This window comes from Stappia albiluteola (assembly GCF_014050225.1).
Classification (GTDB): domain Bacteria; phylum Pseudomonadota; class Alphaproteobacteria; order Rhizobiales; family Stappiaceae; genus Hongsoonwoonella; species Hongsoonwoonella albiluteola.
The window spans coordinates 378883-401217 of the sequence record NZ_JACFXV010000043.1 but is presented as its reverse complement, the minus strand read 5'-3'; the positions used below and the strand labels follow the sequence as shown (position 1 = coordinate 401217).

Below are 22335 nucleotides of genomic sequence, written 5' to 3'. Positions count from 1 at the left end.
CCCTTAAAAGGCCGCGATGAGCAACATATTACCTCATGTCAGCCTTATGCCGCTGTGAACGAGGTCTCTAATAAAGGTTGTCGTTGTTACGAACTCAATGGGATTCGGCTTGGGAAGGCCGCCCTTATCGATAAGTTTTGCAACCAATCGAAGCGCAGCCAGGGCATCGCCCTTCTTTTGCATGACGATACAGTGCGTCAGGCTCGCGACTATTTCCAACGCCCGCGAACTATCTCCCTTGAGCCCGACCGCTCTTTCCACCGCGCGCAGGATCGTCCTGTCGCGGAAATTCAGCATGGCGGCCACATCACACAGCCTTGCCGACTGCTGTGCATCGATGACCCCCTCTCGTTCCGCCCGGCGAAAGGTCCGCCTCAAATCGACCAGCGAGGTGGTGAGTGGCATGGAGCCAAGTTCGGCCGGGCCATGCAGCACCGCCACCGCATCGTCGGCCAGCAAAGGAAAGCGCCTGTACCAGCGATAGATCAAACCGATGCCCGTCATTCCAAAAGGCGCCAGTTCCGCCGCGCGGAGCGCGCCCATGCTGGAAGCTCCGAATACCGGGATACCCTGCGAAAGCGCCCAAAGGATTTCCTTGTGCCTGACCGCCGGCTCTCCCTGGAATGCGCCGTCGATCAGCACGATGGCCGGTGGACGATAGTCAAGGACTGCCCTCACCACCGAACCTTGTGAGGCAGGCGGAAGGTAATGAGCGGCAAGGGCCTGCTCCGCCTCGATGCGCGGCAATGAGGGACCGAGAAAGACAACGGGCAAATCGTTCGCCGAATTAGCCGCCATCGCTTCATGCCTCCCGCAGCGGCAAGAATTGGGGCACGAATATGCGGCTCGCCAAAATCTCTGGGCACGGTGTGTTGTCGAGCGCAACATGCAGGACCGAGGTAATTCCGTCGGCAGCAAGGCGTTCCACGACTGGGTCGAGCGCCGAGCCACCGCTGATTTCCCGGTTCGCGAGATCCTCATAGCAAAACGACTTTTTTCCCTCGCGCAGGAAGCGGCGATGGGTGTCGATCGCCTCCCAGTCGAAGCGGGCGGGGAATGCAAGCCGGCTGATATCGTCCCTTGCGCCGGATATCGCCGCAAGCCGAGACTGCGCGGCCTCCAGCAGGGCCCCACGCGACGCCCGTTTGAAGTCGAGCGCAGATGCAAATCCTTCGGCGGGCAACGGCATCAACGGCACCGCGCCTTCATCTTCCATGATCTGGCACCAGACGGTCGGCACATTCCCCGCCGCATCTGCTGCCCAGAATGCGGCAATCAGCCCCGCTGCCTGGAGCATTTCGATCAGCAAAGTCAGCGTCTCGTCTTCGAGCGTTTGGGGCTCGAACCGGAAGCGATGGAAGAAACCGTGCGTTTGCTGCGCCCGGGCGATGGCGTCGCGTTCGATACATTCCAGAAGCCCGTGCAGCTGTGCCTGCTGCCGACAGAAGCCGCAGGCAAGGCCCGTGGTCGAAGCCTCAAATACTCCGTCCGATGCCAGTGGCGGATCTATATAGGCGGTGTGCACCAGTTCCATCGGCAACCAGCCGCCAGGGCCGCCCAGCAGGTCTTCCGCCGGCAACCAGGCCAGCGATCGTCGATGCCAATCCTCAGCAACACCTTCCAGCAGGTGAAGCCCGAAGGATGCGGTATCGGCACCCAACTCCAGGGCTGTAGCCATCACTGGGTCCATGACGTCAACGCGTTCTGCAAAAAACTGCTCGGCAGCTTCCATGATCGCGGAAACGGCTGCCGCATCCAGGCTCGTCCCCTTTCCCTGGGTGACGGAATTTGCAAGACCGAGCGGTCTTACGGCCTGGACAACCGGAATACCGATCCGGTCTAGACCGGTAAGGTCTCCGATCCGGGTGATGCCGAGCCTCGGCGCCAGCGGCAGCAGGCGCTTCAGCGCGTCGCTGGTGGGGAGTCCCGTCATCCCGGGAAAGCCGCGCCAGCCTTCGCTGCAATCGAGGCCAGCAACGCTGCCATCTCGGTGGATTGTTCGACCGTTTTCGCCGCCGCCAGAGCCTGTTGATGGAACTCGGGCTCGATCTCGTCGGCAACCCCAAGCTCCAGTGCGGTATGATAGGCCATAAGGAAGAGCAGCTTCGCTCCCTGGTCCTGCGCCACCGCAAGCGCCCGGTTGAGGGCGTCCACCACTTCGGTCTTCCCCTCGCCGCGCTGATCAAGAACCAGCGCCCGGCGACGGTAAAGCTCTGCCAGCCAATAGCGATGGCCGGTCGCCTCGGCTTCCGCCAGCGCTTCGTTCAGCAGGCTTAGCGCGGCGGCCGTTTCCCCCTGCATGGCGAGGATTTCCGCCCGCATCTCGGAATAAACGGGGAAGTCCTCTCGCGTTCCAATCCCCGCAAGGATTGCCGCACCTTCTTCCGCAGCCGTCCCACCGGCGGCCGGGTCGCCAAGCTCCGCCATGCACCAGCCTTCAAAGATCATGCTTTTGGCGTCCAGGGACGGCAGATCGTGCTTGCGCGCCAACTCGCGCATATTGCCAATAACTTCCCGCAATGACCCGTAATCCCTGCGATATCGATGCAGCATCGCGGCGATGTCGCAGGCATGGCATTCACTGCCCATATGCCTGATCTCACGCGCCCATCGAAGAGACTCCTCGACAGAAGCGAGGGCCCGGGAGGGAAAACCCTTGAACCAGAGCGACAGGCCCTTTTGTCCGAGTCCGCAGACGCGGGGGTCGTGGCCGCCATAAAGCGTCAGGCTTTCGCGGCCGCGGCCGGCCTGATAGAGCTCAAGGCCTGCATCAACCGCCGCTACGCAAGTGTCGTGCCGCCCCATGTTGAAATCGATCGCCCAGACGCAATGCTGGACCTGCAATTGCACTTCCGGATCGGCGACCTGCCTGAGGTCAGACATGACCGTTTCCGCCCGTTCGCGCTGAATGCCGAAATCGGCCCCCGTATACCACCAGCCCCAATAGATCGGGAACCACTGGGCCTGCTCATGAATCGGACGGCGGCGGGCAATCTCGACCGCCCTTTCATAAAGCCGACAGGCTTCCGGAGAGCGCGTTCCCTGCGTGCTGGTGAGGATCGGCCCAAGCGCGGCCAACGCCGTCAGTTCAAGCTTTTCGCGTTCGTCGTCCGGATTGATAGCCTCCAGCAACCTGGATGCCCGCTCCAGAAAATGCCGTGCCTCGACGACCGCCGAACGAATGGAACTTTCCTTTGCCGCAGCAATGAAATTCCGCACCGCCTCTTTCGACAGGCCGGCCCGTTCCGCATGCTCGGCGAGCCGCGCCGGACCCAGTTTCGTGCGCGCCGTGCCCGCGCTTGCGGCAAGATAGATCTTCTCGTGCAGTGCGCTGCGGGACTTGCGCAGCAAGGTGCCGTAGAGCGTTTCCTCGATCATCGCATGGCGAAAATCGTAGGTTCCGCCGCTTCCGTCACGTCTTCGTACCAGCAGCTTGGCTTCCACCAGGTCGTCCAGCGCGTGGGTTATGTCATTCGCGGCGACGTCGGGAAGGATCGACCAGAGCGTCTCTTCGTCGAAGGCATGGCCGATCACGGAAGCCGCCTGCGCCACGCTCTTGGCTAGCCGGCTTGCGCCGAGCCTTGCCGAAAGCAGGTTCTCGAAGCTGAATATCCGGGCGTTGGAAAGCTTCGTCAGCGTATCCACATCCCCGTTTCCAGGTTCGTTCTTCAGCCATTGCAGAAGTTCTTCAAGGAAAAGCGGGATTCCGTTCGTCCGCTGATAGATCAGCGGCAAGGCCGCCTCCCGCCCGCCATCCTGATCGTCGCCAGGGATGAGCTTTGCAACGAAATCGCCGATCTCGTCTGCCTGCAGTCTGTTTAAGGCAATATGCGTGACATCCTTTCGGCTCTCCAGCCAGCCCTGCGCGTCACGCATCGTCAGCACCAGAAGGATAGGCTTGTCGGCTATCCAGTCAGTCAGATCCTTGAGAAGGTCGAGCGAAGTCGGGTCGATCCAATGCAGGTCTTCCACCGCGATGATGACAGGCCCGGCCTGTGCCCAGGCGGCCAGAACCTCATGTATCGCCCAGACGATGCGATCGCGCACCCGCTGGGGGTTCACCTCGGCAGCGAGCCCGTTGGGTGCAGGTGCGACACCGGCCGCAAATGCGATCGTCTCGATGACTTCGGGATCGCTGATCCCTTCGCCCTGCATCAGATCCGCCACGGCACCCAGGCCGTGGGCCCCGATATCTTCGCCAAGGCCCGAGGAAGCCCTGACGAGTTCGGCCAGCGGAAACATGGAAATGTTGGAGCTTCGCGGATCGCATTGTAGGACGGTCAAGCGGGATCGTCCCGCACGCGTCCGACGGAAGACTTCGTAGGCAAAGCGGGACTTGCCGATCCCTGCCTCGCCTGTCAGCACCAGCGTCTGTCCCTGCCCTGACGCCGCTTTCTTCCATAGACCCAATGCCGTCTCAAGCTCACGCTTTCGCCCGACCAGGTGCGTGCTCAGGCGACCCGATGCAAGAAAACGGCTCGCCCTGATGGCGCGCGGCTTGACACTCCAGAGATTGAGTTCCTCATCGAGGCCCTTCAGCTTGTGCGCGCCAAGATACGTGTAGGAAAAGTGTCGCCTCGCCAGCTCTCTCGTGCGTTCGCCAACCACGACGGTGTCCGGCTCGGCCAACCCCTGCAGGCGCGAGGCAAGCGTCGGCGCGAGACCCGTTACGCCCGCCCCGATCTTGGCCTCGCCAAGCTGAACGACGACCTCCGATGTGGCAATGCCGATGCGAACGTGAAGATCGTCGCGGCCCGCCTCGGCTGCAAGCCTGCGGCAGGCCTGCACGATATCGAGCCCGGCCTGGATCGCCGCCGTCGCCGTATCCTCCAGCGGTTCCGGATGCCCGAAGAACGCCATGCCGCCATCGCCGAAAGTCTCGCCGATGGATCCGCCCTGGGACTGGACGGCACGGCTCGTCTTCTCGTGGAAAGCCGCAATCACGTCCTGGAACTCCTCCAGGTCGGAATGCGTAAGCAGCTTTGTAGAATCTATGAGATCGTAGAATAACGCGGTGACTTCACGTCGCTCGCCAAACGACATTGCTACCGCCTTCCCGACTATTGGACCAAACACCCCGGCTCTGCATGTACGGCAAGGCGACACCTCCGTAACGCCTTGCGCCACCTTGCCATTCGCACCTGAAACTGCTCAGGCATACCGGCTCTCCCGATGGTGCGCGAAACGGCATTTCCCTGAAAGGAAGGTATGCATCGGAAAGCATCGCGCAAAATGCCGGAAGGCTTTTTTGTTGCCGTACGCTCCCGCAACAGGGAGATCTGCACGGGCAAATTGCGAATACTCACCTCACTCGCCGAACCGTGCAATCGTGCCTCTTAAGGCATTGGATGACAAGCGGGTAATCCCGGAAATATTTCGGAATTCTCGCGGAATTTCCGATAAGTAATTTCCCCTAGGGTCGGAGCCCTAGCCAACAAGCTTGATCGAGTCTTCGCCAAAGGTGGCGTCCGGCTTGGCGGCCAGTGCTTTGGCCAGATCGATGAAAAGCTTCGCCGGCAAGGGCGGCGCGAAGATATAGCCCTGCGCGGCGGAGACGCCGAGCGCGCGCAATCGCTCGATCTGTTCCATGGTTTCCACGCCCTCGGCGATGATGCCCATGCCAAGGTTGTCGGCGAGCTCGACAAGCGTATCGACGATGGTCGTCGAATTGTCGTCCGTGCCGAGATAGTCGATGAACATCTTGTCGATCTTGATGATATCGATGCCAAGCCGCTGCAGATAAGCAAGGCCGCCGTGGCCCGTGCCCACATCATCCAGCGCGACACGAACGCCGAGCGCCTGCAATTCCGCGATGATCTTGCGGGCCAGATCCATGTTTCCGAGCGGTTGGCGCTCGGTCACCTCCAGAACGATCTGCTGATAGGCGATGCGGGAATCGCCGTAGACCTGCACGATATCCTCGACGATCTGGCGATCCTCGAAATGCCCGGCAAACAAGTTGACCGAAAGCTTCAGCTCCGGATTCTCGTGATAGAGATCGGCCATTTCGGCGCGGGTCTTGCGCATGACCTGCCGGGTCATCTCGAAAATGTGGCCCGAGGTCTCGGCGAAGGTCATGAACTGGCCCGGCGAAATCACCGAACCGTCCGGCCGCTGCCAGCGCATCAGCACTTCGCAGCCGCGCAGCTTGCCGGTCTCGATATCCATCACCGGCTGGTAGTAGGGGATGAACTCTCCGTTGCGGATCGCCTGGACGAATTCATCTTCCGCTTCGTTGTCGGGCCGCCAGGATATCCAGACGCCGCCCATCACGAAGAGTAGCGCGAAACCGGCGCTTGCGATCGCCGTGATCACCTTCAGGTCCCGGACCAGCGTTCCGGACGCCGACCGCGGCGCCGTGACGATAGCCTGCAGCGGATACTGCTTCGACGACGAGATCTCCACCATCGGCATGTCGCTGCCGAGACGCTGCGTGGACTCTGCCTCGCCGGAAGTGAGCCACACGACGTCGCTGGAAAGCCTGAGTTCCACATGCCGATAGGCCCGCAGGTAGTCGGGACCCGGATCGATTGAAATCGCCGCCGGCGGCAGTTCGGCAAACAAGCGAACGCCATTTTCCAGACGCCAGCTGACCAGGGCGACCCGCGTCCCCTCGAAGCCCGCCTTCAGCATGCCGATGCCGACGAGCGGCGCATCCTCACGCAAGGGCGGCAGGATTGCCTCGCCGTCGATCGGCTGATCGGGCACGATGCACATACGAATGCCCGTGGCATCTACAAGGCCGATCTTCTGGATGAAAGGCGCCTCGCCGATGACCGCCCTGAACCTGGCCCGGTCCTGTGCAGCGCACGTGGTGACGCCGTTGCGGTGCAGCTTCTGGAGCGTCGTAACGGCATTCTCGATCGCTTTTTCGGCGCGGGCGACATAACGCGAACCGATCGCCTTCATTTCTGCGCGCGCCTGTGTCTCGGCGTAGTTGTCGAGTATGAAATTCGCGGCAACCAAAGGCGCAACCGCGAGCACGATCGCGATAGCAAGCGATTTCAAGAATGTGGAATAGCGTCGCGACACGGGCTGAACCTGGCAAGCAGCATCAGCCTCAGTTTATGAATGAGTTTGGTAAACGGTATCTGAATCACATCCAAAATGCGGAATATCAGCGAGCCGCAACCGCTGCTTGCCCCGTCCTTCTGGACGCGGTCGGACGAAGCGGCTAGAGCTACTTGCAGTATCCTATTCAACGGGATTGGCATGCGATGCAGGCGCTATTCATCGGCCAGGCCTACATAGACGTAACGTTCCTGACGGATGACCTGCCGACCGGTGACGAGAAGACGATTGCCCGCGACTACGCAGTGAGTTTCGGCGGCAATGCCGTGACTGCCGCGTTTGCCTGCGCCAAACTCGGCATCGTGCCGGACCTCATGTGCCAGCAGGCGGACGACTGGCTCGCGCGCATGTTCCTGGACATGGCTGCGCAATACGGCATTTCAGTTCATGGCCGGAAAGTCAGGGAATCCTCGATTTCCTTCATCATGCCGAATGACGGCAAGCGCGCGATCGTCCGCTGCCGGGACAACGCCTTCATTCATCCCTTCCAGCCGCTCAACCTGGGCAACTGCCGTGCTCTCCACGTCGACGGCCACATGCCGGACGCGGCGATCCACTATGCGCGGACCTGCCGGCAGGCCGGAATTCTCACCTCGCTCGACGGAGGCACGGTGCGCGAGGACACGATGGAGTTGCTGCCGTTCATCGACGTTGCCGTGGTTTCGGAGCTCTTCTGCGCTAAACTGTCGCTCTCGCCTGCGGAAACGCTCGAATTTCTGCGCACCAAAGGCTGCAAGGTCGGCGCGGTGACACTCGGCGAGCGTGGCGTCTACTGGTACCATGACGCCGCGCCGATTGCCCATCTTCCAGCACTTCCCGTGCCGGCGGACGAAGTCGTGGACACAAGTGGCGCCGGGGACATCTTTCACGGTGCCTATCTCTATTCCTACATGAGTGCGCCCGACAGGCCCTGGATCGAGCATCTCGATTTTGCCCGGACGGCCTCCGCCCACTCCATCCGTCATCTCGGCAACGAGGCGAGCCTGCCGACAATCGCTGACGTCGAGGCGGCCAGGCGGCGCTGGTCCGACTTGCTAAATGCGGCGGGCGCGTCGTGAAGCTCGCGGGCCTGCCGATGCCCGTACCCGGCTTGCCGCGACACCGATACGGGCGCATCGTAAGGTCGCCGGGAGGCACGCCCCGACGTCCCAATCCATCACAGGGAGCATCGACATGACATCGCGGGTCTCATTGACCTCCTTCTCCTTGGCGCTTGCCTGTGGGCTCGCGCTGGCAGCCCCGGCATCCGCCTTCGAGACCACCGGCAATGCGACAGCGGATCATTTCCTGACCACGATCGAGGCCGGCGGCGCGACCGTAACCTCCATCGGGACCGTTTCGGACGTTGGCGGCGTGATCTCCATCGACGCAATAACGGCGGATGTCGCCGCCGACGGCAAGGTCTCAAAGCTTGAGATCGGCGAAGCCCGGCTCGAGGGTGCCGAAGTGCTTGAAAGCAAGCGGCTCACGGTTGCCGATTTCAGGTTGAACGACATCAGCGTGACTGCCGAAGACGGCGGTGTGACCGTCGACAGCCTCCATACGGTCGGCACCGTGTTCCCCTCTCCCGAGGAAGTCGGCAAGGCCGGCAAGGACAATGCCGTCGCTCCCCTTTACAAGAGCGCGGAACTGCTCGGCATCATGCTGAAGGCAGAGGGCCGCGGCGCCGTGCCGATCGAGCGCGTGGCGGCGACCGTCGATGCACTTGACGGCGACACGCCGACCGCAGGCTCGTTCCAGATCGAAGGCATCAGGCTTTCCAAGGCGGACCTCGATGAGGAAGGCCAGAAGATGCTGACCGACCTCGGCTATGAGGACATGACCCTTTCCGTCGAGGGCACAGGCAAATGGCTGCCCGACGAAGGCATTCTCAACCTCGAGAAACTCGCCATCGCAGGCAAGGAGGTCGGCAATCTCGCCTTCGCGGCCCGCATCAATGGAGTAACCCGTGAAGTCGTTGCCCGCCTGGAGCAGGCCCAGGGCGACCCGGAAAAGGCGCTGGGGCTCCTTCAGGGCCTTGGCGTCGAACACCTAGCCATCGACCTTGAAAACAGCTCCATCGTGGAGCGCGTCCTCGACCGTCAGGCGCAGGAGGTCGGCACTGATCGAGCCACTTTCGTTGAGCAGATCACTGGAGCATTGCCGCTTATGCTTTCGGTAATCGGCAACCCGGAATTCCAGAACAAGGTTGCCGGTGCCCTGACGACGTTCCTCAAGGATCCGAAGTCGCTTCGAGCCGTGGCCACGCCAGCCAACCCGGTTCCGATTGCCCAGCTCATCGGCACCGCGATGATCGCGCCCCAGACGCTCCCGGACGTGCTGGCCGTCGAGATCAGGGCCAATAGCGAATAGGCGAATGCTGGCGGCGCAGCGGCTCTATGCGGCCGCGTCCGGCTCGCGGAACTGCAAGTCGCAGAGGCGACGATAAAGGCCGTCACGGGCGAAGAGTTCGTGGTGGCTTCCCTCCTCGACCAGCATCCCCTTGTCGAAGACGAGAATGCGGTTCGCGTCACGCACCGTTGAGAGCCGGTGCGCAATGACGAGTGTCGTGCGCCCCTGCATCAGACGCTCGAGAGCCGTCTGGATCTTGGCCTCCGATTCCGAGTCGAGTGCCGACGTCGCCTCGTCCAGCAGGAGGATGCGAGCGTCCTTCAGCATCGCCCGCGCAATGGCAATGCGCTGACGCTGGCCGCCTGACAACCTGTTGCCGCCCTCACCGACCGATGTCTCGTAGCCTTCCGGCATCGCCATGATGAAATCATGCGCGTTGGCTGCCCTGGCGGCTTCGACGATTTCCGCATCGCTGGCACCCGGCCGGCCGAGTGCGATGTTCTCCCTCACCGACAGGTCGAACAGGAACGTATCCTGCGATACGAGCGCCAGGTTGCCGCGCAGAGACGCGAGCGTCAGGTCGCGGATGTCGTTGCCGTCGATCTCGATCCGGCCCGAGGCGACATCGTAGAAGCGCTCAAGCAGCGAAAAGATCGTCGACTTGCCCGCCCCCGAGGGGCCGACCAGAGCCGTGACATTGCCGGCCCTGGCAGTGAAGCTCACACCGTTCAGCGCCGGCGCCTCGCCATACTGGAACCTTACATCCTTGAGGCTCACCTCGCCCGGGCCCTTGGGGAGGTCGTGCGCGCCCGCCTTGTCGCCCAGCACGATCGGGCGGTCGAGCAGATCGTACATCAGGCGCACGCCGACGAGCGAATTGCCAAGATTGACATTGAGCCGTGCAAGGCGTTTCGCGGGATCGTAGGCAAGCAACAGCGCGGTGATGAAGGCGAAGAAACCGCCAGGATCACGCCCCATCTCGATGACGCTGTAGCCGCCGTAGAGAATGATACCGGCAATCGCGAAGCCGCCGAGCGTCTCCATGATCGGCGAGGTCCTTGCCGTGAGCCGGGCGATCTTGTTGGCCTGCCGCTCCACGTCGTCGACCGCGGCGTTCATGCGTTGACGCAACCATTCTTCCGCGGAAAAAGCCTTGACGATCCGGATGCCGATGGCCGTTTCCTGCATGATCGACAGGATCTGCGACAGCGAGACGAACTGCGACTTGGCGATCCGCCGAACGCGACGCACGAGCGCCGACACTGCGATGATCGCCGGCGGCATGATGACGAAGGCGATCAGGCTCATCACCGGGTCCTGCACCACCATGACCGCGATGAGCCCGATCACCGTCAGCAGGTCGCGCCCGATGCTGGTGATGACCATTTCAAGTGCCGCGCGCGCGGCATTGGTGTTGTGCGAGATTCTGGTACCGAGATCGCCAAGCGGCATGCGATCGAAGAAGGCCAGGCTTTGATGCGTGATGCGGTCGAAAAGGCGGCGTTGGGCGGAGGCAACGATATTGTTGCCGATCCGGCTCATCACGATCATCTGGCCGTAGGTCGCGCCGCCCTTCACGGCGAAGATCACCAACACGGCAAGTGCGATCGCATAGACCTTGGTTTTGTCGCGATCGATGAAGACCTCGTTGATGACGTCCTTCATGATCCAGGCGCTGGCCGCGGTCGAGGTGGCTACCAGCCCCATGAAGAAAAAGGCCAGCATGTACTGGCGAAGATAGGCGCGCGCATTCTCCTGGACGAGCCGGCGGATTAGGGCGAGCGCGCTGTCGGCATCGCCAAAGAGCCAATTCTCCAGTCGTTTCAACACCGCATTACCCCGCACCGTCGCCTGGAGCAAATCCCGTCAAATCTGTATCGGACTTGGCTGCAAGGATATGCTCAAGAGATTGATCCTGGAGCGGTTTCCTGCCACGAAAGCGCTCTAGAAAAAGGGCGACTGCCATTCGCTGACAGTCGCCCTTATCGCGTTTTTCGCTTCCCGCGCAATTGCCGAGTGAGAATTCGCCTCAGCTTTCCGGCAGATTGAGACGGATATGCAACTCGCGGAGCTGCTTGGGCGTTGCTTCGGAAGGCGCACCCATCAGCAGGTCATTGGCCTGCTGGTTCATCGGGAAGAGCGTCACTTCGCGCAGGTTCTTGGCACCGACCACAAGCATCACGATGCGATCGATACCCGCCGCCATGCCGCCATGCGGAGGGGCGCCATATTGGAACGCGCGATACATGCCGCCAAACTTTTCTTCCAGCACCGCCTCGTCGTAGCCGGCAATCGCAAAGGCCTTCTTCATGATTTCCGGCTTGTGGTTACGGATAGCGCCCGAGGCGATCTCGAAACCATTGCAGACCATATCGTACTGATAGGCATTGAGTTTCAGAGGATCGACCGTCTCCAGCCCTTCCAGACCGCCCTGTGGCATAGAGAAGGGATTGTGCGAGAACTCGATCTTTTTCTCGTCCTCGTCCCACTCGTACATCGGAAAGTCGACGATCCAGGCCAGCTCGAAACGGTCGCGGTCGACCAGGTCGAGATCCTCGCCCGCCTTGGTGCGCGCCTTGCCTGCGAAATCGAAGAATTTCCTGGGGTCGCCGGCGATGAAAAACACGGCATCGCCATCATCGAGACCGAGCTGGCGGCGGATCGCGTCCGTTCGCTCCGGGCCAATATTCTTGGCGATCGGGCCGGCGCCTTCCAGCACATCGCCTTCCTTGCGCCAGAAAATATAACCGAGACCCGGCTGCCCTTCGCTCTGCGCCCAGGAATTCATCCGGTCGCAGAACGCGCGGCTGCCGCCTTTCGGCGCGGGCACGGCCCAAACCTCGTTGCCGCTGCCGTCTTCCAGCATGCGGGCGAAGATCTTGAAGCCCGATCCCGCGAAATGCTCGCTGACGTCCTGCATGACGATAGGATTACGCAAATCCGGTTTGTCGGTGCCGTATTTTCGCAACGCTTCTGCGTAGGGAATGCGCGGCAACTGCTCGGTCACCGGTTTACCCGCGGCGAATTCCACGAACAGGTTGCGCAAGACCGGTTCCATGGCCTGGAACACGTCCTCCTGTTCGACGAAGCTCATTTCCAGGTCGAGCTGGTAGAACTCGCCCGGCAGGCGATCGGCGCGCGGGTCTTCATCGCGGAAGCAGGGAGCGACCTGGAAGTAGCGGTCGAAGCCGGACATCATCAGCAGCTGCTTGAACTGCTGGGGCGCCTGCGGCAGCGCGTAGAACTTGCCAGGATGAATGCGCGAGGGCACCAGGAAGTCGCGCGCGCCCTCCGGCGAGGAGGCCGTCAGGATCGGCGTCTGGAACTCGTTGAAGCCGGCTTCCATCATGCGGCGGCGGATCGAGGCGATCACCTTGGTGCGCGTCATGATGTTGCGGTGCAAAGTCTCTCGCCGTAGATCGAGGAAACGATAGGTCAGGCGCACGTCCTCGGGATAATCCGGCTCGCCGAACACCGGCAGCGGGAGCTCCTTCGAAGCGCCCAGCACCTCGATATCGCGGATGAAAAGCTCGATCGCGCCGGTTGGCAGGTTCGGATTGATCGTCTCGTCCGAGCGCTTCTTCACCTCGCCGTCGATTCGCACGCACCATTCGGCACGCACTTTTTCGGCGGCCGCGAAGGCCGCAGAATCCGGATCGACCACGCATTGCGTCACGCCATAGTGATCGCGCAGGTCGATGAAGAGCAGACCGCCATGATCGCGCACGCGGTGCACCCAGCCCGACAGGCGGGCCGTTTCGCCAACGTGGCTTTCCCGCAATTCTCCGCAAGTGTGACTGCGATAGCGATGCATATTGACCTCGACACCGGATAACTGGACGGGACCGATGCCCGGCTGGTGCCGGCCCCGAAAACACATGAGTTCAGATCCACCCGAGACCGCCGGACCTCTTCTTTCGGGCCCGGCCGCCTCCGGCAGGAAATTCGTTGTTGCACCGTCGCGGCGCGCCGGGTGGACAAGCCATGCCGCGCCGGCAAAGTCAAGATTTGCGCGAAAAGAACGCCCCCGCCATTGATGCGGGTCACACTCGCGACGCCTCGCCTCGCAACGCGGAACCGCTTGGGCCCTGCCGGACGGAGGTATAGGCAATTGGGATGATCGTGCAATTGCTTTGGCGGTTTCGTGGCGACAAAGCGGCGAAGCTGCGCTATATCTCGCGATCACCATGAAAGTCATAACGAAAACCGCCGAACTCACCGCCGCCTGCACCCGTCTTGCCAAGCATGACTTTGTGACGGTCGACACCGAATTCCTTCGGGAAACGACCTTCTGGCCGAAGCTTTGCGTCATCCAGATGGCCTCGCCCGAGGAGGCCGTCATTGTGGATGCGCTGTCGGGCGAACTGGAACTCGCGCCCTTCTTCGCCCTGATGCGCGACGAGAGCGTGATCAAGGTCTTCCACGCGGCGCGGCAGGACATCGAGATCGTCTATCATCTCGGCGGCTTCATCCCGCATCCTGTCTTCGATACCCAGGTTGCGGCGATGGTGTGCGGCTTCGGCGATTCGATCTCCTACGACCAACTCGTTGGCAAGATAACCGGCGCGCGGATCGACAAGTCATCGCGCTTCACCGACTGGTCGCGCCGCCCGCTTTCCGACAAGCAGCTTGACTATGCACTGGCCGATGTCACCCATCTGCGCGACGTGTACGGCTTCCTCAAAGCCAACCTGGCCGAACAGGACCGCTCGCACTGGGTGGCCGACGAGATGGAAGTGCTGACCTCGGAAGCGACCTATCGCACCGATCCCGAACGCGCCTGGCAACGGCTGAAGCTGCGGGTGCGCAAACCCGCCGAACTCGCCGTGCTGCAGGAGGTCGCCGCATGGCGCGAGCGGGAGGCCCAGGGCCGCGACGTGCCGCGCAACAGGGTGCTGAAGGACGATGCGATCTACGAAATCGCAGCACAACAACCCCGAAATTCGGCCGCCCTCGGATCGCTGCGCACGATGCCGCGCGGCTTCGAGCGCTCACGTGCGGCCGATGAGATCCTGGCTGCGGTCAATCGCGCCCTGTCGCTGCCGAAGGACCAGTTGCCCAGCATCCCGAAGGGCCGGCCGGCGCCGGATGGTTCGGGCGCTGCAGTCGATCTGCTGAAGGTTCTGTTGAAACTCGTCAGCGAAGATCAGGGTGTTGCGGCAAAAGTGATCGCGACGGTCGAGGACCTTGAGCAGATCGCCGCCGATGACGAGGCCGACGTCGATGCGCTCAAGGGGTGGCGCCGCGAACTGTTCGGCGAGACCGCCCTCAAGCTCAAACGCGGCGAGATCTCGCTCGCCTTCGACGGACGCAAGGTCGCCGTCATCAATCAGGGCGAACCGCTCATCCGCCATGTGGAGCATCGAAAGTCCCGCAAGGGCGGCAAAAAGGCTCCAATGGCCGCCGAATAAGCGTCCCGCGCCCCTGTCACGGCAGGGGCAGCACGATCCCCTTCAGGCCGACGAGCTTGCCGAACTGGCCGACACGCTTGCGCAGGCGCTCGCCATCCAGCATGGCAAGTTCGCCCGGCAGGCGCAGCACCGCGCAATCCCCGTCAACGTCCCAGCTTGAATTCGGCAAGATACCCTCCACCGAGGCGCTGATCACCGAAGCGACGCGCAGCACCGCGCCGAGGATACGCGCCCTCTCCTTCAGCCTTGAATTCGCCAATTCGCGGATGCGCGGGCTCAGCGCGTCGTCGATCAGGCCCTGGTGACGGTAATAGACCGCTAGCGCCAGATAGGCCCGGCCCGCGTGGTCGACGCCGACGAAACCGGCATTGGAGATGATGTTGAGGCTCTGCTCGCCGCGATAGTCGGGATGGGCGCGCCAGCCAATATCCGACAGCAGGCAGCTGGCATGGCGCAGGCGCTTCTCGTCATCGGTCTCGTCGATGCCCACCTTCTCGAAAACCTGACCGGTCCAGTCGATCAGCTCTTCCGCATAATCGGGAGAGCGTGATCTGAGTTCGGACAGCTCGCGCGCCGCATCGACCAGCGGATCGAGGCGCTGCGTCTTCTTCGGCAACAGATCGAAGAGCAGGCCCTCGCGCACGCCAAGCGCCGACATGACGACGCGCTTCGGCTTCATTCGCCGCAGAACCTTCTCCATCACCGCCGCACCATAGGGCAGCAGCGGCCGGCGTGCCTTGGAAACGGTCTCGATGCTGTCGATCGATTCGATATCCCGCCGGGCCACCATCTGGCAGAACTCGATCGCCTCGTCCGTGGCGATGTCGTATTCGTGCATCACATGCAGCGGATAGCCTTCCTGGAAGAGATGCAGCCGGCCGAGCGAACGCCAGGTGCCGCCGACCGCATAGAAATCCCTGCCTGCCGATTCCGGCAGCCAACCGACATTGGCAAGCATGTCGTCGGCGATCTTCAGCGCCTTCGCCGGCTTGCCGTCGGCATCCTCCTGCAGGCGGATACCGCCGAGCGGCAGCGTCTGCCCGCGGCCTATATCCGTGCCTGTCACCTCGACCAGTTCCAGGCTGCCGCCGCCCAGGTCGCCGACCACGCCGTTCGGCTTCCAGATACCCGAAATAATGCCAAGGGCCGAAAGCCGTGCCTCGTCCTTGCCGGACAGGACGCGCACCGGCACCCGGCAGATGTCCTCCACATCCTCGATGAAATCTGCGCCGTTTGAGGCATCGCGCACGGCGGCGGTCGCCAGCACGTGCAGTTCCTTCACGTCGCACTGGTCGCAGATGCGGCGAAAGCGGGCGAGCGCGGAAAGCGCAACCGTGACCGTCTCGGATGCAAGCCGTCCCGTCGCACCGATCCCGCGGCCGAGCCCGGCCAGTACCTTTTCGTTGAAAAGCCCGGTCGGCGCGCGTGCGTAGCGCTCGTAGACGACCAGACGGATGGAATTCGAACCGATGTCTATGATGGCGATCGGCCCATCGCCGTTGAAGCGACCACGGACCAGGGGCTTTCGTTTCTTGGCGTCAGCCACGCTTTCTTCGCTCCACGAAGGATTTCGGCGAATGGCTCTTCAGCGACTTGCCGCGTCCCGACAGCGACGGGTTCGTCATGAAGTACTCATGCGCGTTGAACGGCTCTTCGCCTTTCCTCGGCTTGACGCGCTCATGGCCGCCGTCCGGCAGGAGCCGCCAGCTTTGCTGGTTGTCCCTCAGGTTGGCCACCATGATCTGCCCAAGCACCTGCTCATGCACCGTCGGTGTCAGCAGGGGTGCCAGCACCTCGACGCGCCGGTCGATGTTGCGCGGCATCAGATCGGCGGAGCCGATATAGACAATCGCTTTTGGCGAGGGAAGCCCATGGCCGTTGCCGAAGCAGAAGATGCGGCTGTGCTCGAGGAATCGACCCACGATCGACTTGGCGCGGATATTCTCGGAAAAGCCCGGAATCCCTGGCCGCAAACAGCAGATGCCGCGCACCACCAGATCGATTTCCACACCCTCCTGGCTCGCTTCGTAGAGCGCGTCGATGATGCCGGGATCGACCAGCGAGTTCATCTTCATCCAGATCTGCGCTGGGCGCCCCGCCCTGGCATGCTCGATCTCGTCCTTGATGAGCTTGAGGATGTCCGAGCGCAGCTTCACCGGCGAAATCGACAGCCGCTCAAGTTCGACGGGTTCAGCGTAGCCGGTGATGTAGTTGAAGATCTTCGCCACGTCGCGGCCGATCGCCGGGTCGGCGGTGAAATAGGACAGGTCGGTGTATATGCGCGCGGTGATCGGGTGATAGTTGCCCGTTCCGATATGGCAATAGGTGCGCAATTCGCCGTGCTCGCGCCGCACCACCATGGAAAGCTTCGAATGGGTCTTCAGCTCGATGAAGCCAAAGACTACCTGTACGCCGGCGCGTTCAAGGTCGCGCGCCCAGCGAATATTGGCTTCCTCGTCGAAACGCGCCTTAAGCTCCACCAGTGCCGTCACCGATTTTCCGGCTTCCGCGGCTTCCCCGAGCGCGCGCACGATCGGGGAATCGTTGGAGGTGCGGTAGAGCGTCTGCTTGATCGCCACCACATCGGGATCCTGCGCCGCCTGACGCAGGAACTGCACCACGACGTCGAAGGATTCATAGGGGTGATGGACGACGATGTCCTTCTGCTGGATCGCGGAGAAGCAATCGCCGCCATGTTCGCGGATGCGCTCGGGAAAGCGCGCCGTGAAGGGATGGAACTTCAGGTCCTCCCGATCGATCCCCACCAGCTGCGACAGATTGTTCAGCGCCAGCAGCCCGTCGACCAGGAAGCATTCCTCCTCTTCGACATGCAGCGCTTCGGCCACGAAGTCGCGCAGGCCGGCCGGCGTCGCCTCCTCGATTTCGAGACGGATAACCGAGCCGCGCCGCCGCCGCTTCAACGCTGTCTCGAACAGGCGCACCAGATCCTCCGCCTCCTCCTCGATTTCAAGGTCGGAATCGCGGATCACCCTGAAGGCACCCTTGCCTCGCACCTCGTAGCCCGGGAAGAGCTTGCCCGTGAACAGGCCGATAGCATTCTCGATCGTAATGAAGCGGAACACCTTCCTGTCGTCTCCGTCGCGTGCCGGCAATTGCACGAAACGGTCGATCTGGGAGGGAATGCGCAGCAGCGCGGTCATTCCCCGACCGCCCTTTGCGGCGGCGAGCTCCAGCACCAGCGAGAACCCGAGATTGGGAATGAACGGGAAGGGATGCGCCGGATCGATGGCAAGCGGCGTCAGCACAGGGAAGATGTGGGAGAGGAAATAATCCTCCAGCCATGATCGGTCTTCAGCCGACAAGTCCGGCCCGTCGACGATCATGATGCCGTCTTCGGCAAGCCGTCCACGCATGTCGCGCCAGCAGCGTTGCTGCTCGCTCTGCAGCTTCTGCACGGCCTGGGTGATCTTTTCCAGCTGGCCCGTCGGTGTCAGCCCGTCATCGGAGCGGGTGCCGACGCCAAGCCGCTGCTGGCCCAGCAGGCCCGCGACGCGAACCATGAAGAACTCGTCGAGATTGTTGGCCGATATCGACAGAAACCGCAGCCTTTCCAGCAGCGGATGGTGTTCGTTTTCGGATTCCTCCAGAACGCGCAGGTTGAACTGGAGCCAGGACAGCTCGCGGTTCATGAAGCGTTCGGGATGGCCGGCCAGCGCTTCGGCCGCATCCAGTCGCGGCGCTATTGCGTCGGTTGCCGCCTCTTCCGCCTGAACGATGCCCTCGGCCAGTTCACTCGTATCGTCCATTTCAATCCCCACAGGCTGGATCCGGTTTGCCGAACCCATGTACTTATCCGTTTAATGTGACGGATTTTTCATGCCTTAGCCATACGGGGCTTGGCCGTGCCGGGGCGCGGCGAAACCGTCATTCGGCTTGCGGGTCGGCGCTTTCGAGACAGCGGGCGGCCAGAGGGCGGGTGATCCGCCGACCTTCGGCCAAGGACTTGCGATCGAGCGAGTCCACTGCCCGTCCGGCGGCGAACAACGAGCGCTCCATACGCGTGACCAGGAAATCGACGACAGACGGTTCCACCATGATCTGGCGGTCGGAAAAAAGCTTCACCAGCACCCGCCGCAGCAGGTCGTCGTCCGGTTCGAGAATTTCCAGCGGCGTCGCCGCGCGAAGGCGCGAGGCAAGATCGGGCAGCGACAACTGCCAGGCCTGCGGCCAGGTGCGGCTGGTGATCAGCACGCTTGTCCCACTCTGGCGCGCGGCGTTGAGCAGATGGAACAGCGCGGTCTCGTCGAAGCCGAGATGGGCATCTTCCACGGCGACCGCGCCCTGCGCGGCAAGGGCCGCAACATCGACGCTGCCGAGATCGCCCGCATCGACAATTGCCGCACCGGAAATCGCGCGCCAGATCTCGACCAGATGCGTCTTGCCGGAGCCGATCGGCCCGGCCAGTACCACAACCGGCGACGGCCAGTCCGGCCAGCCGTCGACCAGGGCGAAGGCGTCGCGGTTGGAGCCGCCGATCAGGAAATCATCCCGTCCCAGCGCCGCTTCATGCGGCAGGACGAGCGGCAATTGCCGGGCGCCGACGGGATCAGGCATCGTTCGCACCATCTATTCTTGGCTCGGTACCAGTATAGAGCCGGCTTGCCAGATACCGCGCCAGGGAAAAACGGGCCAGCACGCCGACCATCGCCGCGGCAGGCACCGCAATGAGCAGGCCGACGAAGCCGAACAGGTAACCGAAGGCGAACAGCGCGAACATCAGCCAGACGGGGTGCAGGCCGACGCTGCGGCCGACGAGCCGCGGCTGCAGGACGTTGCCCTCAAGGAACTGGCCGATCCCGAAGACCACCAGTACCGCCAGGATCCAATGCCAGTCAGGCCAGAACTGAACGACGGCGACACCCAGCGACACCACCAGACCAACCGTCGCACCAACATAGGGAATGAAGCTGATCACGCCTGCGCCGAGGCCGATCAGCAGGCCGAAATTGAGGCCAACGAGTGCCAGTCCGACGGCATAGAAAGTACCAAGGATGAGGCAGACGCTCACCTGGCCGCGCACGAAACCCGCCACCGCCAGGTTCATCTCCCCCGCGAGCTTGCAGATCGTTTCCCGATGGTCCCTGGGCAGCCAGGCATCGATATTGGCGATCATCCGGTCCCAGTCGAGCAGCAGGTAAAAGGCCACGACCGGGGTGACGATGAACAGCGAGACGATCGACAGGATCGCCTGTCCGCCGCTCCACAGAGAGCGCAGCAGCCCGCCAAGCCAGCTCGCCCCCTGCCCCAGGATATTGCCGAGATTGGCCTGAAGGTCCTTGACGCTCACGCCTGTGACCGAAGGCAGCCGGTCTCCGATCAGCTCGGTGAGGATGTGCTGCAACTTGCCGATCAGGCCGGGCAGATTGGCAATGAAACCCGTGAGCTGTCCGCCGAGGATCGGCAGGATCAGGATCAGCGCCAGCACGAAGACGATCACGAAGAGGACAAGGATCGTCACGGTCGCCGCAAGTCGGCCAAACCCCAGCTTTTCCAGCCTGTCGGCCACGGGGTCGAGCAGATAGGCCAGCGCCATGCCGGCCACGAAGGGCAGCAGGATCGGACTGAAAATATAGAGAAAGGCTATAAAGGCCGCGAGCGCGACGAGCCAGAATGAGATCTGACGCTGCAAGGTCACGGTTCTTCGCCCCCGCTCCGCTTAGCGTTTCCGTCCGCCCGGGGGATCACGTTCGTTTGATCGCCGGACATGTGCCTGAGCCAGGTTATGAGATAGGCACCCGCGGAAGCGAGCGTCAAGGCACCTGTCGCCCACACCAGCAGTCCTTCCAAGATATCCACGCTGACACCGAAGGCGCGTTGCCCCAGAACCACGCAGACCAGCGTGATCTGCATCAGCGTATTGGCCTTGCTGACAAAGAGGGGGCGCATCGCCACCGGCTGATCCAGCATCCAGGAAAACACCACCGCGCCGATGATCAGCAGGTCGCGCGCGACCGCTGCAATCACCAGCCAGCTCGGAATGAGCCCCGCGACGCCGAGCGAGACGAAGGCCGCGACCAGCAATGCCTTGTCGGCGATCGGGTCGAGATAGGCGCCGATCTCGCTGCCGAGATCGTAGCGGCGGGCGATATAGCCGTCGGCAGCGTCCGACAGTCCGGCTGCCAGGAACACCCAGAAGGCTGTCGCCGGCCGTTCGTCGATCACCAGCCACACGAAGAACGGCACGGCGATGAGGCGCGCAAGGGTAATGAAATTGGGCAGCGTCACGGATTTCCCCGAAGCTGGATCGGCGGGAAGCTGTTTCCTGTCATAGCGCAACGGCGGCGCGATACAATTGTCGGCATTGCCCGGCGGCTCCGATAACGGCCGGTCGCAAACGATATATGGCACGTTCCCGCACGCTTCCGCTTGCCCTCGCGGCACGCACTATTGTAGACGCGGGCCATGGAAAACTGGAGACTTGCGATGAGCGATCGTAACCCTGGCCAGCAAAACGGCCTCACCTACGCTGCGGTCGGGGTGGATATCGACGCGGGCAACGAACTGGTGCGGCGGATCAAGCCATTCGTGAAGGCGACGGCGCGTCCGGGAGCCGACAGCGAGATCGGCGGCTTCGGCGGCCTTTTCGACCTCAAGGCGGCCGGTTATGACGATCCGATCCTGGTCGCCGCCAACGACGGTGTCGGCACCAAGCTGAAAGTCGCCATCGACACGGGCCGACACGACACGGTCGGCATCGATCTTGTCGCCATGTGCGTCAACGATCTGATCGTTCAAGGCGCCGAACCCCTGTTTTTCCTCGACTATTACGCCTGCGGCGCCCTTGATGTCGAAACGGCGGCGAGCGTCGTCAAGGGGATCGCGGAAGGCTGCCGCATCGCCGGCTGCGCCCTGATCGGCGGCGAGACGGCCGAGATGCCAGGCATGTACGATAAGGACGACTACGATCTCGCGGGCTTCGCCGTCGGCGCCGTCAATCGCGACCGGCTGCTGCCGCGCGGCGACGTGAAGCAGGGCGACGTGCTCCTCGGCCTTGCCTCCTCGGGCGTGCATTCCAACGGCTATTCGCTGGTGCGCCGCATCGTCGAGCGTTCCAGCGTTGCCTTCGAGGCGGAAGCGCCCTTCGCCTCCGGCCAGGCGCTGGCCGATGTGCTGATGACGCCGACCCGCATCTATGTCAAACCCCTGCTGAAGGCGCTGCGTGCCACGGGCGGCATCAAGGCGCTTGCCCATATCACCGGCGGCGGGTTGCCGGAAAACCTGCCTCGCGTGCTTCCCGAAGGCTCGGCGGCACGCATCGATCTCGGTGCGATTTCCCTGCCCCCCGTCTTCCGCTGGCTTGCCCGCGAAGGCGGCGTTGCCGAAACCGAAATGCTGCGCACCTTCAATTGCGGCATCGGCATGGTCATGGTGGTCGCCGAGGAGGAAGCGTCGGCCGTGCGGGCGGTGCTTGAGACGGAAGGCGAGACCGTCGCCGAACTTGGCCGTATCGAGGCACGCACCGGCGCAACGGTAGTCTTCGACGGCGCGCTGGAGATCTGAA

15 protein-coding genes are annotated in these 22335 nt (G+C 62.6%); 4 read left to right on the top strand and 11 right to left on the bottom strand.

Going from position 1 to position 22335, the window contains the following annotated elements; genetic code table 11:
- Nucleotides 1–33: 33 nt before the first annotated feature.
- From H2509_RS06130 to H2509_RS06115, 4 genes are all read right to left on the bottom strand, one after another.
- Nucleotides 34–798, bottom strand: coding sequence for a TfuA-like protein (locus tag H2509_RS06130; protein WP_182163328.1), 765 nt, complete (start codon nucleotides 796–798; stop codon nucleotides 34–36).
- A 4-nt stretch (nucleotides 799–802) separates the two neighbouring features.
- Entirely contained in the window at nucleotides 803–1933 is a 1131-nt protein-coding gene (locus tag H2509_RS06125; protein WP_182163326.1) for a YcaO-like family protein, read from the bottom strand.
- Entirely contained in the window at nucleotides 1930–5043 is a 3114-nt protein-coding gene (locus H2509_RS06120; RefSeq protein ID WP_182163324.1) for an ATP-binding protein, read from the bottom strand. Before H2509_RS06120 ends, H2509_RS06125 begins: the two co-directional genes overlap by 4 nt.
- Before the next feature lie 384 nt (nucleotides 5044–5427).
- Entirely contained in the window at nucleotides 5428–7032 is a 1605-nt protein-coding gene (locus H2509_RS06115) for an EAL domain-containing protein (protein ID WP_209001813.1), read from the bottom strand.
- Nucleotides 7033–7217: 185 nt separating this feature from the next.
- Between H2509_RS06115 and H2509_RS06110 the strand changes: the two genes are divergently transcribed.
- Together H2509_RS06110 and H2509_RS06105 are read left to right on the top strand one after the other, a co-directional pair.
- Nucleotides 7218–8129 carry a sugar kinase gene (locus tag H2509_RS06110; RefSeq protein ID WP_182163322.1) on the top strand — a complete coding sequence of 304 codons (912 nt, stop codon included), beginning with the start codon at nucleotides 7218–7220 and terminating at the stop codon, nucleotides 8127–8129.
- 115 nt (nucleotides 8130–8244) lie between these two features.
- Nucleotides 8245–9423, top strand: a complete 1179-nt coding sequence (locus tag H2509_RS06105) for a hypothetical protein (RefSeq protein ID WP_182163320.1) — start codon at nucleotides 8245–8247, stop codon at nucleotides 9421–9423.
- Nucleotides 9424–9447: 24 nt separating this feature from the next.
- On the opposite strand, the gene H2509_RS06100 is transcribed toward H2509_RS06105, so the two are convergent.
- Nucleotides 9448–11127 (bottom strand): ABC transporter ATP-binding protein, encoded by a 1680-nt coding sequence (locus tag H2509_RS06100; RefSeq protein WP_182163807.1) that lies wholly within the window; start codon nucleotides 11125–11127, stop codon nucleotides 9448–9450.
- 304 nt (nucleotides 11128–11431) lie between these two features.
- Nucleotides 11432–13216 (bottom strand): aspartate--tRNA ligase, encoded by a 1785-nt coding sequence (gene aspS, locus H2509_RS06095; RefSeq protein WP_182163318.1) that lies wholly within the window; start codon nucleotides 13214–13216, stop codon nucleotides 11432–11434.
- A 373-nt stretch (nucleotides 13217–13589) separates the two neighbouring features.
- On the opposite strand from aspS, the gene rnd reads away from it, so the two are divergent.
- The gene (rnd, locus tag H2509_RS06090; RefSeq protein ID WP_182163316.1) at nucleotides 13590–14813 is read left to right on the top strand and encodes a ribonuclease D; all 1224 of its coding nucleotides are present in this window, start codon (nucleotides 13590–13592) and stop codon (nucleotides 14811–14813) included.
- Between the two features lie 16 nt (nucleotides 14814–14829).
- On the opposite strand, the gene H2509_RS06085 is transcribed toward rnd, so the two are convergent.
- From H2509_RS06085 to H2509_RS06065, 5 genes are all read right to left on the bottom strand, one after another.
- Nucleotides 14830–16359, bottom strand: a complete 1530-nt coding sequence (locus H2509_RS06085; protein WP_182163314.1) for a Ppx/GppA family phosphatase — start codon at nucleotides 16357–16359, stop codon at nucleotides 14830–14832.
- Nucleotides 16352–18463 (bottom strand): RNA degradosome polyphosphate kinase, encoded by a 2112-nt coding sequence (locus tag H2509_RS06080; RefSeq protein ID WP_235974756.1) that lies wholly within the window; start codon nucleotides 18461–18463, stop codon nucleotides 16352–16354. The genes H2509_RS06085 and H2509_RS06080 overlap by 8 nt, the downstream gene beginning before the upstream one ends.
- Before the next feature lie 235 nt (nucleotides 18464–18698).
- On the bottom strand, nucleotides 18699–19388 hold the full coding sequence (locus H2509_RS06075; RefSeq protein WP_182163310.1) for an HdaA/DnaA family protein: 690 nt from the start codon (nucleotides 19386–19388) through the stop codon (nucleotides 18699–18701).
- A complete protein-coding gene (locus H2509_RS06070; RefSeq protein WP_182163308.1) occupies nucleotides 19381–20469 on the bottom strand; it encodes an AI-2E family transporter in 1089 nt (362 codons plus the stop codon). Before H2509_RS06070 ends, H2509_RS06075 begins: the two co-directional genes overlap by 8 nt.
- Nucleotides 20466–21059, bottom strand: coding sequence for a CDP-alcohol phosphatidyltransferase family protein (locus H2509_RS06065; RefSeq protein ID WP_182163306.1), 594 nt, complete (start codon nucleotides 21057–21059; stop codon nucleotides 20466–20468). Before H2509_RS06065 ends, H2509_RS06070 begins: the two co-directional genes overlap by 4 nt.
- A gap of 198 nt (nucleotides 21060–21257) precedes the next feature.
- Between H2509_RS06065 and purM the strand changes: the two genes are divergently transcribed.
- Entirely contained in the window at nucleotides 21258–22334 is a 1077-nt protein-coding gene (gene purM / locus H2509_RS06060) for a phosphoribosylformylglycinamidine cyclo-ligase (protein WP_182163304.1), read from the top strand.
- Nucleotide 22335 lies beyond the last annotated feature (1 nt).

Excerpts from the sequence above, each read along its gene's own strand:
- H2509_RS06105 (WP_182163320.1), top strand. The coding sequence starts at position 8,245 with ATGACATCGCGGGTCTCATTGACCTCCTTCTCCTTGGCGCTTGCCTGT.
- purM (WP_182163304.1), top strand. The coding sequence starts at position 21,258 with ATGAGCGATCGTAACCCTGGCCAGCAAAACGGCCTCACCTACGCTGCG.
- H2509_RS06125 (WP_182163326.1), bottom strand. The coding sequence starts at position 1,933 with ATGACGGGACTCCCCACCAGCGACGCGCTGAAGCGCCTGCTGCCGCTG.
- H2509_RS06100 (WP_182163807.1), bottom strand. The coding sequence starts at position 11,127 with ATGCTGGCCTTTTTCTTCATGGGGCTGGTAGCCACCTCGACCGCGGCC.
- aspS (WP_182163318.1), bottom strand. The coding sequence starts at position 13,216 with ATGCATCGCTATCGCAGTCACACTTGCGGAGAATTGCGGGAAAGCCAC.
- H2509_RS06075 (WP_182163310.1), bottom strand. The coding sequence starts at position 19,388 with ATGCCTGATCCCGTCGGCGCCCGGCAATTGCCGCTCGTCCTGCCGCAT.
- H2509_RS06080 (WP_235974756.1), bottom strand. The coding sequence starts at position 18,463 with ATGAACCGCGAGCTGTCCTGGCTCCAGTTCAACCTGCGCGTTCTGGAG.
- H2509_RS06130 (WP_182163328.1), bottom strand. The coding sequence starts at position 798 with ATGGCGGCTAATTCGGCGAACGATTTGCCCGTTGTCTTTCTCGGTCCC.
- H2509_RS06110 (WP_182163322.1), top strand. The coding sequence starts at position 7,218 with ATGCAGGCGCTATTCATCGGCCAGGCCTACATAGACGTAACGTTCCTG.
- rnd (WP_182163316.1), top strand. The coding sequence starts at position 13,590 with ATGAAAGTCATAACGAAAACCGCCGAACTCACCGCCGCCTGCACCCGT.
- H2509_RS06120 (WP_182163324.1), bottom strand. The coding sequence starts at position 5,043 with ATGTCGTTTGGCGAGCGACGTGAAGTCACCGCGTTATTCTACGATCTC.